Origin of the sequence: Priestia megaterium, from assembly GCF_041941685.1 — a bacterium.
GTDB classification, from domain to species: Bacteria; Bacillota; Bacilli; order Bacillales; family Bacillaceae_H; genus Priestia; species Priestia megaterium_C.
The window spans coordinates 45,958-59,317 of the sequence record NZ_CP130963.1 but is presented as its reverse complement, the minus strand read 5'-3'; the positions used below and the strand labels follow the sequence as shown (position 1 = coordinate 59,317).

The following is a 13,360-nucleotide window of genomic DNA, read 5'->3' as shown; positions in this document are numbered from 1 at the left end:
GAAAATGTTCTATATGAAAATTAGTTAGTCAAATGTGTTCACCCCTACGTTTCTTCCTGTTTTTCAAGAAAGCTACAAAAAGAAGGATAGGAGGAATTATTGTGAACAGAGGAATATGTAGAACAACTTTGGCTACATGTAATCCTTCATGAAGGTGTTCTTGGAAATTACTCGCGATTGTGATAGATAAAAATAGAATAATGATACCTAAAGGATACGATAGCCTTGAAGGTGATTTAACTTTAAATAAGTTAGCTGTTCCTATGGTGGCGGCATAAAATAACACAGTAACTTTAAAAAAAATGCCAATCACCATAGCGAGCATAAAAAATACATCCAGTCGTTCTAAAAAATCAGCTACTTGGATGCTCGCTACTGTACTAAGAAGTGGAAATTGTGAACGTGCAGTCAAACTAACGCCAAGCACACTGATATTGATGAGCATCGTAATAACCAGATTGATCCCACTTAATCCCGTTGCACATAGCATGGTTACCTTTGCTTTCTTAGAATCATTTAAATACGGCAAAATCATTGTAAACACAATCGCTTCAGTAAACGGAAAATATAACGTTTCAGATAATGCAACTTTTAATGGTGGTAACAAGCCTTCTTCTAATACAGGTTGTAAATTTTTAAAATCGATTAAACCAGAAGACACAATTAAGATAAACCCAGCAACCGCAAGGATATACATAAAAATAAAAAGCAGTTCTCCTGATCGAGCTATGGCCTCAATTCCTTTTCGGACTGTATAAATAATGACAAGCATTAATAATGCATTGGCGATGAATAAAGGCGTGTCAGGATAGGCAAAAGTTAACAGCATTTCACCAAAATCACGTAGAACTCTTGAGGCGTCATACATAAAGTAAAGAATATAAATAAAGGCCAGTACGGTACCCATCACTTTACCTAAGATTTTTTGCATATATTCTGTGGGTAAGAGGTTGGGATAATAGGTATAAAGTTTATGGTAAACTAAAAATAAAACGAAACTCCCTAACATACCCATTAGAATCGCAAGCCATGCATCCTGTTTGGCTCTGATGGCAAGAGGTACCAGTAAAGCACTCCCCAGCTCAAATAGTACCATTAAAATAAAGAGCTGGCTGGCACTAATTTTTGCTTTCTCCATCTAACTGGCACCTCCTTTTCCTTATTTTTGATTCTCTTTTATTCCTGAAAGAAATGACTTGTTTCGTAAGCCAGCGCGACGTACATAGGCTTCCACTGTAATATCTACATTTAGCTTCGGAAAGTACACATCATTCCATTCCATTTTTAATTTCTTAAATTGATTTTGTCTAGTACGATGAACGACTTCGCCAAACCCAAAAATATCCGTTTTGTTTTTTTGGGCACGTTCAATAGCTGTCTTTAGCTCTTTTTTAATTTCTTTTCTCACGGATTGTTCGATTTTTGTAATGACCTTTGGATTGGTGATATCAACAGGTACCTCCATGTCACCGATATCTCCTTCAACACGTGTATGAACAGAAATATGAGGTTGCCCATTCTTCACTTGAGCAGACACACTGGTTTTTTGTCGTACAGTTTGATAGGCAATAGCTTCTTTCCTTCCTTCCCAATCAATATTAATATCGGTTCCTTGTATTTTATCGAGAATCCATACCGTTCCTCTTGCTGGTTTTCCATACAGCCAATCTACTAGTTTTCCCTGTTTTAAGACAGCAATTCCAGAAGCACGAAGCGTTGCTTCGGGTGCACTTTCCTGAAGGTTATCCAGCCTTTGTGCTTGCTGAGGATTCCCAACTAGACGAAATCCTGATACGACAGTTCCTCTTCCGGGGGATTCAAGGCTCTTCATCACCTCTTGAAGCGATGTTTTTACATTCTCTCCCCATTTTCTTTCCGTAAATTCTAAGGTTTTTAGCACTTTATTCGCTGGAATCTTATCAACTGGCGTTAACGTTTTCACAAGATCAGCTGCGGACGAATGGTTGGCAATCACGAGGGTGGAAGTATTTCGAAATTCTGGATCTCGATCAAACGCATCCACTAATGTATTAATTCCTTCTTCTTTGGCCAGTTTTTCACCAACCACGACCAAGTTTGTATGAGCATAATACAATCGTCGAGAAATTCTGCCCGAAGCCCGTCTACTTGCTTCGACTATATTGTCTCCTGAAGCCGAATAGATGGTAATAGGAGGGCTCTGGGTGCCTCCTCCTCCTCCTTGTATACCTCCTGCCACATTCCCTGGATTAATAATTTGGAGCGTTATGTGATATCTTCCATCTTTTGTTTTATCGACGCCCAGAGCTGCCACGATGGCAAGGTCCGTTAACTCTTTTTTACTCCAACAACTGGTGAGCAAGATGGTTACCGTCATCATCAATAAAAGAAAAACTCCTTTACGCTTCATTGTTGTCACCTTCTTCAAAATCGCGATTCACCATACCACGAGATGCAGGGGGTGCGGGTTTTGATTTGATCCTTCTCGAACCGTGTTAGCAGTGATTAATCGCGGTCTTTGTCTCAGTGTCCACCACGGTAATCTTACAATGGTATCTCCATTGTTTACAGGGATGAAGGGAGCAAATGGAGCCATATAAGGTACCCCAAATGAACGTAAGCTGCATAGATGGACAACCATCATTAGAAGGCATAAAATGATGCCGTAGAAACCAAATGTTGCTGCACCAATCATAAACAAAAAGCGAATTAAGCGCGCTGAAATCGCCATGTCAAAAGAAGGTGTAGCAAAACTGGCAATGGCTGTGATTGATACAATGATAACCATTGCTGGTGACACAATACTTGCTTGAACGGCTGCTTGACCAATTACAAGCGCCCCAACAATGGATACGGCTGAACCAATGGCTTTGGGTAAGCGTATCCCTGCTTCCCGTAAAATTTCAAAAGTTAACTCCATGAGTAAAGCTTCCACAAATGCTGGAAAGGGAACAGCTTCCCTTTGTGCTGCAATGGCTACAATAAGCGTGGTTGGCACCATTTCTTGGTGGAAGGTTGTAACAGCGACATAGGTAGCTGGCGCAATAAGCGAAATCATGAACATAAAAATACGCAAAAGACGAATTGAGGTTGCAATGTCGAACCGGGCATAATAATCTTCAGCCGATTGGAAAAATTGCATAAAGACAGCTGGTGCAATAAGTACAAAAGGGGTCCCATCCACAAATATAGCAATTCGCCCCTCTAACAGGTTCCCTGCCACTACATCCGGTCTTTCCGTGTTATACATAGTTGGAAACGGGGTCAATGTTTGATCTTCTATTAATTGTTCAATATAACCTGATTCCAAAATGCTATCGATATCAATTCGCTTCAATCGCTGACGAATTTCTTTAACGACTTTATCATTGGCAATGCCATGTATGTACATAAGCGTCACATCTGTCTTTGTTACACGTCCCACTTTTAAAGACTCCATCCATAAATCGGGGGTCTTAATGATGCGGCGTACCATAGCTGTATTGGTCCCAAGAGACTCGGTAAAGGCCCCTTTTGGTCCTCGCACCACCATTTGAGTAGTAGATTCCGCAATGGAACGTTTTTCTCCCCCTTTGGTGCTAGCACTCAGCGCTTGATCTACTCCATCCACTAATATAAGAGTATCGCCTGCCATTAAAGATGCAAACAGGTCATCCAAATTAGTAATAGATGATACGTCCCCAATTGTCATCATATCTTCAGACAGAAGATCTAACGCATTGTGCTGATTCACTTTTTCTTTATGATTATCCTTCATTATGGATTGCAGTAGAAACTCTTGAATCGATTGATTGTCTACAATTCCTTCTACATAGACAATGGCTGTTTTTATATTGGAATTTATCCCCATTGCTAACTCACGAATAACGACATCTGAGCTATTTCCGGTTTTCTGCTTAATCATATTAAGGTTGCCTGATAGTGAAAATTGTATCTTTTCTATTGGAGAATCAATAGTTTGATTCTCGTCATCCCGTGGTCGTTTCTTTTTTGGTTTGCGATCTTTAAAAAACGAAGGCATAGATTTAAGCACCCTTCTTTCAGTTTTTATTACTTTAACCATATAAGAGTTTTTTATGTAAAAATTAACAATAAAGATTTATGTATCATCATAGAAGAAAGAGAAGAACCTATTAAATGGAGCGTGATTGATATGAAAATTATAGGAATTAGCCTTTTAATGATGGGCTGCTTAATGGGCTTTTCTTTAGGCATTGATATTCTTCAAGGATTTGATGTCTCTCAGGCATTGTACAACGCCGTGAGTCCCTTTAGGGTAATGGAAGTCGCCGAATTATTTGTGCTCTTTTTTCTTCTTTTTCTTTTTTTTGCTGAATCTTTATATCTTTTTATGAAGAAGAAAAAGCAGAGCAAGTAACTACATACTTATAAATCGCTATTTTTTTAATAGGAGATAAAAATAATAGGAATGTAGCTCAAGCTATCTGTTTCAATCGGTTCTTTTATTAATCAATGATTCACATAAAATAATCCATCATCTAGATTATTTAGTTGGTTTTTTATCCATTCCCTTACATTATTCATTCTAGAATCAAAAGCCATTTGAAAAAGACCCGTTAACTGAAAATCGGTAAAATGACTTCCCTTTAATTGGAGAAAAGCCTCGTGATAAGAAGAGAAATGAAGCTGTTTGAATAAAAAATCTTCCATTGCCTCCTGAATATATTTTTTATTTTTCCAACAATTCATAGGGACATGAGCAAATTGCCAGGGTTTAAAAATTCCTGGATAAACAGCGTCTACTACTTGAAAAGGGGATTGACCGAAAAGGGAAAAGACACCTCCTAAGCTATGTTGATTAAAAAAATGAATATTAACCTGAATAGGAATTTCTTTAAGAGGGATCTTTAGTTTTTCCTCTATTACATACTTTACTGCTTCAATAGCCCTTTTTTTCCCCTCCTCTCCATCCCAATATTTATCAGGAACTTGTTGAAACTGCCAAGGTTTAAAAATTCCTGGATAGGCATTATCAATGACCTCATAATAATTCCATCCATATAGCATAGCAGGGGGTCTGAGGCGATGAGACCATAATGTATTTGCGCCTACTTGAAAAGGGATTTCATTGATGGGGATCGATAAGTGTTGCTCAAGTAAATAGCATGTCATATAGCGCATATATTTTTTTCCCTCATTCCCTACAAAGAAATAATTGGGAAATCGTTTTCTTCTTTTGGCTAGAACATCTTGATAAATTTCAATGACTTGTTCTTTGTTCACTATTAAAAGCCCCTTTTGAAAAATTGTTTTTTTATTATTATGTATAATGATGGAATTTATATACAAATGGAGATGGGGCTGTGCAAGCTAAATACTAAAAAAAGACAAAAAAGCTACTGAAAAAATCAGTAGCTTTTCTTAATATATGTTTTCAACTCACAACAATTAGGGTTTTCAACTTAATATAAAACCATATTTAAAAATCCTGTTCCTTCCACATTAGCCCAATTTCATGTTCACGCTGCAAAACTTTCTCGAGATAACGCTCGGTTGTCTTACGGTCACTATGGCCAAGCTCCTTTTGAATTAAGAAAATATCGGCTCCCTGCTGCCTACTATAAATTGCATAAAAATGCCGAAAGTAATGAGGTGTAATCCTGCCAGTTCGTTCTTTTATAAAAGGTAACTCCGTTCGTTGAATAATACGTACAATATAATTACTTAAATTTTTATATTGGTAATACCCTCCATCTTTAGTTGGAAATAATGGTCCTTGATCACTTGAATTTAATGCTGTACTTACATGGCGCCGTTCTCGAAAGGAAAGGATACGCTCATATAAAGATGGATGAAGTAACTTATCAAATTTCTTTCCACCCTTACCTACTCCCCTTAGGCGGTAATGGCCACTTAAACTGTCTAGATACACATCTCCCCACGAAGCTTTAGCTATTTCTTGGACACGAAGACCTGTCATGGCTAGCATTGTTAACAACCCATAGTTAATCGGATGATCTTTGTAATAGTCGAGAAGCTGTTTTACTTCATGATAATATAAATCTCGATTCGGAACTTCTTGTTCAGATAATGATGTACTCAATATTTCTTTATACAATGGATACTGAATATACTTCGTTTCATGTAACCACTTCATAAAGCTCTTCAGAATCGTCATTTTGGCATCTAAAGTTGCGGGTGAATAAGGTTTCCCACTCTTCCCTAATAACGCTGTGCTTAAATATGTTTGGTAGTTCCGTATATGCCAAGGTCTTAGGTTTTTAAAGATCGTTTTTTCTATATAATCTTCTACATCCTGGCGTAAGAATGAATCACTCTCAACCGCATACTGATAAAACTGCAACAAAATCCGTAAGTATTCGGTTTTTGTATTTTCTTTTCGTTCTCGGTCCTTTCGAATATGCTTTCTTTGGTGGACATAGTAGTAAATCATTTCTTCATCAGTAAAATCACTGAACATATCATCGTTTTTTCGCTGGTGATGCTCATTTCTTTCTTCTAATGCATCATAATACTTACTATCCAGCATCAATGAAAAGATTTTATTGAAATCCTCTTTTCTTTCCCTTACTTCTGTTCCTATATGTACTAATGAGAAATCTTGCATAAAACCTCTCCTTTAATAAATCCTATCATTTTATTTATACCTCTTTTTGATGTTAAGATATTTTCTTCTTAATGTGGGATTAAGTATCTCTCTATATATATAGATAATGAATAACAACTAAAATATAATAATAGCATTGATAACAACTGTAAAAATACTAAATTTAGTAATTAAATATCAAAAATGTTTATATTTAAATGCGTATTTAAATTTATTTATTGTGTTAGTTACATAATAATTGTAACTTATTTAAAAGTAAAAGTGTAAACTTACTTTTTATAAATAGAGTTTATCATTTATATGGATTATAGAAAAATCTCCTATTTGTCGTTACTTAAAGTAAATAGTGAAACTTATATTTATATAAGTTACTTATACCATTTGCATATCTTACGTAAAAACTTTTAATATATAACTTTATGTTGATATGATATAATTAATTATTAACTAACATAAAAATAAAAGGAATGTATGTAATGATTGATAACCCTATTAAAATTATTACCATCGAAGACGTGATGGAAATGTTATCTATATCATCAAAGAAAACAATATATACATATATTCAACAAGAGAAATTAAATCCTATTAATAAAGATGACTGGCATATTGAAGGACGTTATGAATTTGATATCGAGGATGTTGTTCGCTTACAAGAAGAGTTAAAAAAGCCAGGACTTACGACAAAAGAAGTCGCGCAGCAACTCGATATCTCGGTCACAACGGTGAATAAGTATATTAAGCAAGAACTGTTACCAGCGTTCCAAGAAGAATACCGAGGAATCAATTGTTATTTTGTGAATAAGGAAGATTTAGAAGAGTTTAAGCGAACGCATGAAGTGGGGCGCAAACCGAGCAAGCGTCATTTTTACCATGCCGAACAAAACATTGCACTATTTCAGCTTTTTGTGAAGAAAGGCGAAGAAAAAGAGCAGTCTGCTCTTATCATCTCAGTAGAAGATCCGATTATGGTGGTTACAGAACAACATGAAAAGGTAACATTAGAGGAGTTGCTTCACCGAGGTTTTGAAGCAGCCTATGAGATTGAATCAAAAAAAACAATTACCAAAGAAGGATATGCAACGTTTGCCTTTAAGCAAACAGCCTATGCGAAATCACAGCTTTATAAGCTCATGGATTTATTCTATCGATACCTAAGCCCGACCAATATGAGGATTACACCACAAGAAGAGAAAGAGCAATTTTTGATTGAAATTAAACCAGTATTACTGACGGAATCAGCACAAGAAATTGTTGAGTTATTAGAGTCGGTTCTTGTTTCAGGCAAAATTAACAAGCGTAGCTGTGGCATTTATATTGATAGCGATTTGGAAGTGATACGAGTAAAAGTAATAAGTGATTTGAAGAAAGAATTGCAGCAAAAAGCCAAGGAATTAGGCAAAAGGAATGTAGAAGAATTGTTACTATATGCTGTGCAGAACATATAAAATAAATTAGGAAATTCTCAATTCAAAAGGAAAAATAGGCCAATAAAGATTGACTTGTCCTATTTTTCCTTTTAAAACTGTAGATACTCTTAATTAAAATAACACATTTTATTTACACGCTTAATAGCAAACAGATTCACACACTGTTCGCTATTAATGAGTCCCTGTCATTATTATCATCTTTGAACTAACGTCTAAATACGCATTAATGCGCCATTAGGCTTTGGTAACTCTTCAGCTGTTATCAGATTCATTTTACAAAAATGTTCAAAAAATTGTTGTGCCTGCTCTCGTTCCTTTGGGTCACTTTTTAATGAAACTATATCAAGCAACATTTGAGCCATCCATGAATTATCAAAATAACGGTATTTACCTGTATTCCATATCATTTTTTCTGGGAATTTTCCATTTACATAATATTCCCAGAAAAGCATCTGATCTGATTCCTGTTCTGTAAGTTGGAGTCTGTATTTTGAATGAGCAGGAATATATCCATCTTCACAAAGCTTACCGATATAATCTTCATTCACCATATAGACACCTAAGATACGTCTGTCTTTTTCAGGCATGCTGGAATCTATTGCTGTTAACAAGACAGCGCTATTTGGGTGCAAGCGGATAGGTTTGGTTGGCTTCCCCTTGTTATTACCACTTTTTATTACGCCTGAAAAAACCTTCCACTCTGAAAAAGAACTATTCTGTTCTTCTGTGTCACACCAAAAAACCACTTGTGATTCGGGATGAAGTTTATGATTTTTCATAAGTTTTTCATGTCCCCAGCGAAGTTCCTGGTTTTTTCGTTGTCGTTTTTTTTCCTCTTCCTTCTTCCATTCTTCCTCCTTTCGTTCCGTTTCCTTTTTTTGTATAATTTTTTCAAGTGAATTAGCAACACTTTTATCATGCAGTTTTAGGTGCTTTCCAAATACATCGGGGAAAACAAATTTTTTATTTTCCGATGCGAAATGTATTTCAATACTAGAATCATTATATTTAACTATACTTCCCATACCAAAACGCTCGTGTGTAACTTTCTTATTGATTAGGTTCATTATTCTAGGCCTCCTTGTAGAATAAAAACTCGGTTACTACTAGATAGTAAATTGATAATTTTATTCAACTAACTTACCTTTAAAGCTCACACAACTGTTTGAATTTTTCTTCGCTCTAAAAAAGGATATTAAAAATAGTGTCCATAATGCTACCTGTAAAAAATACAGTAGAATTTAAAATACGATCAAAAAGCGATTGTAAGACTATTATAACATTTTTTCAAAAAAAACGCAATTTATCATTGACATAACATTTTAATTTGAGGTAAAATAAAATTTTGTTATATTCTTAAATTTGTAATATTTATGTAATATAGTAAAATTACAGAGATGGGGATTTGAAGATAAAAATTTTAGGGACGCTTGCGTATTTAGTTAGTACATTTTCTTTTATGAAATAGGAAATGTATTTAACATTAGTTGGTTGATGTTACATACTATTTCTTATTATCCCAATGGTTCTCTATCTCAAGTGTCAGGATCAATACTGCCATTCCTGCTTTGATTGCCTGTCTATTTATTGACAGTGAAAAAATTAAAACAAGAGGTATTTGTATTAAATATAAATGAATATAAGATAATTCTAGAAGTATATGTTTTACCTTTCTAAAAAAAGGGAATAATAGGGTCAACTTGATAAAGGGAGTGATCTTATGCAAGCCGATATGACGGTCGAAGAAGTCAAGGCCCAAATCCAGTACTTAGGAACAAATGGACAATCTCTAAAAAAGAAAAAAGTAAAGCAAACACATCCAAAACTAATGAAAAATGCACTTTATTTTTTCCCTAGCTGGGAACATGCTATGGTAGAAAGTGGTGTAAATAGCATATAATAAGAAGAAACTCAGTCTTTTTTGACTGAGTTTCTTCTTATTATATATGGAAAGCTTTTAAAGGAAAAAGAATGATGGGTGTGGCATACAAAGAAAAACGGTTGCACAAAGATAGGAGAGATAAAAGACATGAATTCTACATTTAATCAACGTTTATCAATGAAAAATCTACGTGACGTTCAAAAAACAGAAATTTTGGTGCAAATGGAACAAGCTTCAAAGAATAAAGATAAAGAAACCCTCTTACGATTAACTAAACAGCTTCGAAGTATCTCATAGAATACCCTCTGTAATAGAATCAACCCACTAACAGGAAGCCTTTACATGAGAACAATAAAAAGCGACTTATCTATCCTAATTCGAACAGTAAGGTCGCTTATCCTATTTTTTATTCATATATCTACCCTTCCACTTTACAATATGTGTACATTTATCATGTTATATGTTCATCTTCTAACTGAATTACATCTTTGTCCTGAGATTGATTGAATAAATAAGTAAGGTATGAATGTAGTTCGAATCGGTCTTCATCAATAAAATTAGAAAACACCTGTTTATATTCTTTCAACATCTTTTCCTCCTTTATTTATGTTTCTTACTTCTATCATTACCTCTCTAGTAATCTCTTATACATACAAATTAATAATGTACTTATTGATTGTATTAACTTGTATGTACGAAGTTGTATGTAACACAACACAGAGTTAAAAAAAGTTCATTCTTTCTGTTTGTATGGGCTCCACCTGCGCCAAATACAACGATATCCACGCATGCTATCCACCTAATTTCATTATAACAGAAAACGTTTACATTATAAATAGTTATAACTGTAATTATAAAAAGTGATTATATTGTTTTTTATGGACTTTTTGAAATATACGTAGATTTTAAGAGCGTAAAATATCCTGGGTAAATAAAAATATTCTTCATTGTAAAGAGATAATTAGTTATCAATCGATCGATAGGAGATATTCATGTGCAATACTCTCTGGGAGTCATTCTAAAGGAATCCCTCTTTTTATGTCGGAAAATTAGCAAGTATTAAGGAGGGTTAAGGATAATTAGTGAAGGTTGATTGTAATGTCATATTTAAAGAAAAAATTATACGGCTTTGTGGTTATATAACAATGGTACTTGTGAAATTAAGGAACAAGATTCATTAGGAAAAGTTAAATTAGTATCAGTTTCTGAGTTTAAAGTGCTAAAAAAACATCAGTTTTTTCTAATCCGATGTTTTTTAAGTACTTATAAATGTAGTTTTAAGCGTTAGAAAAGATAGATTTTCACGAATGAGTTGTTAACTGTCGTCAAGAGGATCGTTTAAGTTTAAGTGAAGTTGTATTAAATAAAAGGTCTTAAGATTTACACACAATGTAGACAAATAGCGAATAAGGGACACTTTTTATGCAGTGACCCTTATTCGGATTATAGTTCAACTCGTCCAGGTATTTTTTATTAGGAAATGAATAGTTTTATCGTATGAATATTCAATTTTTATCTAGATTGGGCCTTTTGTTATTCAAATTCATACGAGATTTTTTATTGTCTATTAGATGCTTAATTTCTTTGAAGCTTACAAAACGTTTATTTTGGTGATCTAAAAGTCGAAAACGAAGGGACTTCAAGCTTGTGCTTAGTGTAATGGTTGTTGCTTTCTGTAATGGTGGCGTAGACTCATGCGCCTTTTCTAAATTATAGTTTGGAACTCTTGGAGCCAAATGATGTACATGATGGAAACCAATATTACCTGTTACCCATTGTAAAACTTTAGGGAGCTTGTAATAGGAGCTACCATCAACCGCAGCCTTCACGTAATCCCACTCCTTTTCGTTTTCAAAGTAGGAATCCTCAAATTGATGCTGTACGTAAAATAGCCAAATTCCAAGTGCTCCTGCTACGAAAAGGATGGGAGCTTGAACGAGCAGAAAAGCTTGCCAACCAATACCCCAACATAAAAATGCATACACTGCAACAATTGAGAAATTGGTTAAATATGTGTTCAAACGTTCCTTTCGTTTCGCGTCTTTTCGATTCAATCGGTTAGAAACGAAGAAAAGATAGATGGGACCTAATCCAAACATAACAATTGGATTGCGGTAAACTCGGTAAGCTAACCGGCCCCAGTAGGAAGCTGCAACATACTCATCAACTGTCATGACCCACACATCACCAGTTCCTCGTTTATCTAAGTTACTGCTCGTGGCATGATGAATCGAGTGGCTTCGTTTCCACTGTTCATACGGAAACATGGTGATAACCCCACTAATTGTACCAAGGATATTATTCACTTTTCGGCTTTTGAAAAAAGATTGATGACAACAATCATGGAAAATAATAAAGATTCGGACGACGAATCCGGCTGTAAGAATAGCTAATGGCAATGATAGCCAATAAGAAACGGACAAACTTTGATAAGCTAGAAACCAAAGTAATAAAAACGGAAGGAATGTGTTTATCAATTGCTTTATACTCGATTTCGTATTGGATTTTTCAAAAGGTGCTACATTTTTTCTTAGTTCAGTCGTTTTTTGTTTGCTCATGTTGTCCTCCTTAAATCTTTACCGTGTTTAATACTCAGCTCTTCTTTATTAATTTATAGTAGCGCATAGTAGCTGGTAATAAAACATACAAACGTCAAGTAACTAGTATGACAACCGTCATACATGTGTGGATGTATTTTCTTAATGCAAGGAATAATATGAATTAACTGCTATTCAGAATCAGAAGTAACTATCTCATGAAGAGGTAGCTGCTTCTGCTTTTTTTAATGTATATCATATATATTTTTAGTTACTATAATGTCGATTAAGGGAACCTAACAAAAAAGAACCTAATAAAATAACTTAACAGGTAATTTTTTTGAATTTTTTTCGAGTTTTCAGAAGGATAATTATCGTTTACTAGAAATTATTTTTCTAACCAATTTCAAGTTACTTACAAGAATAAGAAAAATAATTGGTTATACTAGAGCCGAATATAGTAATTTCCAGCCATTATAATAAAAAAAGTCCGTGTTAACTACGAACCATTCGAATACAACTGAAAAAAGTGTCCAACTTAAAATATAAAGTACCTTTCTTCCTAAAGCTTTGTTAAATGGGTAAAAATTTAAAAATAAAAAACTGATAGAGGGAAAATACATAATGACTGCTAAAAGCGATAACCACTGAAACCCTTTTTGAAGATAACCATACAAATTGTAATGCAGGTCTAACAATAAATCTGTTGTTACCCCATAAGCGTAGGCAAAAATACATGTAGCATATATTTTAATAGGGACTAATCTTTTAGGTGCGAAAAATGCTAGTAAATTAAAAACTAAAAAGCACACAAAGACATACATCATTATTAGACTTCCACCTTCGATTACTAAATAAATTGGATACAATTAGTATGTCTATTTATAAAATTAAAATGTAAATTAGCCAACAACGAATAAATTTTCACATCCGGAACAAACTA

11 protein-coding genes and 1 pseudogene are annotated in these 13,360 nt (G+C 34.5%); 4 read left to right on the top strand and 8 right to left on the bottom strand.

The window, feature by feature from the left end:
- Nucleotides 1-28: 28 nt before the first annotated feature.
- The 3 genes and pseudogenes from Q5794_RS29960 to Q5794_RS29950 form a co-directional block, all read right to left on the bottom strand.
- Complete coding sequence (locus Q5794_RS29960) at nucleotides 29-1,138, bottom strand: GerAB/ArcD/ProY family transporter (protein ID WP_214989196.1); 1,110 nt, start codon at nucleotides 1,136-1,138, stop codon at nucleotides 29-31.
- 21 nt (nucleotides 1,139-1,159) lie between these two features.
- Complete coding sequence (locus Q5794_RS29955) at nucleotides 1,160-2,389, bottom strand: Ger(x)C family spore germination protein (protein ID WP_374989488.1); 1,230 nt, start codon at nucleotides 2,387-2,389, stop codon at nucleotides 1,160-1,162.
- Nucleotides 2,379-4,000, bottom strand: a pseudogene (locus tag Q5794_RS29950) (spore germination protein). The gene Q5794_RS29955 and the pseudogene Q5794_RS29950 overlap by 11 nt, the downstream one beginning before the upstream one ends.
- A 132-nt stretch (nucleotides 4,001-4,132) precedes the next feature.
- Between Q5794_RS29950 and Q5794_RS29945 the strand changes: the two are divergent.
- Complete coding sequence (locus tag Q5794_RS29945; protein WP_192998639.1) at nucleotides 4,133-4,357, top strand: hypothetical protein; 225 nt, start codon at nucleotides 4,133-4,135, stop codon at nucleotides 4,355-4,357.
- Between the two features lie 92 nt (nucleotides 4,358-4,449).
- Here the strand turns inward: Q5794_RS29945 and Q5794_RS29940 are convergent, their stop codons facing one another.
- Complete coding sequence (locus Q5794_RS29940) at nucleotides 4,450-5,223, bottom strand: hypothetical protein (protein WP_215055492.1); 774 nt, start codon at nucleotides 5,221-5,223, stop codon at nucleotides 4,450-4,452.
- A gap of 196 nt (nucleotides 5,224-5,419) precedes the next feature.
- Nucleotides 5,420-6,568: a site-specific integrase gene (locus Q5794_RS29935; RefSeq protein WP_268577602.1), complete on the bottom strand. Its 1,149-nt coding sequence runs from the start codon at nucleotides 6,566-6,568 to the stop codon at nucleotides 5,420-5,422.
- A gap of 476 nt (nucleotides 6,569-7,044) precedes the next feature.
- Between Q5794_RS29935 and Q5794_RS29930 the strand changes: the two genes are divergently transcribed.
- Entirely contained in the window at nucleotides 7,045-8,016 is a 972-nt protein-coding gene (locus Q5794_RS29930; RefSeq protein WP_214989088.1) for a helix-turn-helix domain-containing protein, read from the top strand.
- Between the two features lie 194 nt (nucleotides 8,017-8,210).
- Here Q5794_RS29930 and Q5794_RS29925 read toward each other — a convergent pair whose 3' ends face one another.
- Nucleotides 8,211-9,065 carry a malate synthase gene (locus tag Q5794_RS29925; RefSeq protein ID WP_214989087.1) on the bottom strand — a complete coding sequence of 285 codons (855 nt, stop codon included), beginning with the start codon at nucleotides 9,063-9,065 and terminating at the stop codon, nucleotides 8,211-8,213.
- Between the two features lie 653 nt (nucleotides 9,066-9,718).
- On the opposite strand from Q5794_RS29925, the gene Q5794_RS29920 reads away from it, so the two are divergent.
- Together Q5794_RS29920 and Q5794_RS29915 are read left to right on the top strand one after the other, a co-directional pair.
- On the top strand, nucleotides 9,719-9,898 hold the full coding sequence (locus tag Q5794_RS29920) for a hypothetical protein (protein WP_025751503.1): 180 nt from the start codon (nucleotides 9,719-9,721) through the stop codon (nucleotides 9,896-9,898).
- Nucleotides 9,899-10,027: 129 nt separating this feature from the next.
- A complete protein-coding gene (locus Q5794_RS29915) occupies nucleotides 10,028-10,177 on the top strand; it encodes a phosphoesterase (RefSeq protein ID WP_214989086.1) in 150 nt (49 codons plus the stop codon).
- Nucleotides 10,178-11,385: 1,208 nt separating this feature from the next.
- Here Q5794_RS29915 and Q5794_RS29910 read toward each other — a convergent pair.
- Both Q5794_RS29910 and Q5794_RS29905 read right to left on the bottom strand, forming a co-directional pair.
- Nucleotides 11,386-12,438 carry a fatty acid desaturase gene (locus tag Q5794_RS29910; protein ID WP_214989085.1) on the bottom strand — a complete coding sequence of 351 codons (1,053 nt, stop codon included), beginning with the start codon at nucleotides 12,436-12,438 and terminating at the stop codon, nucleotides 11,386-11,388.
- A gap of 419 nt (nucleotides 12,439-12,857) precedes the next feature.
- Entirely contained in the window at nucleotides 12,858-13,241 is a 384-nt protein-coding gene (locus Q5794_RS29905) for a CBO0543 family protein (protein WP_374989509.1), read from the bottom strand.
- Nucleotides 13,242-13,360: the final 119 nt, after the last annotated feature.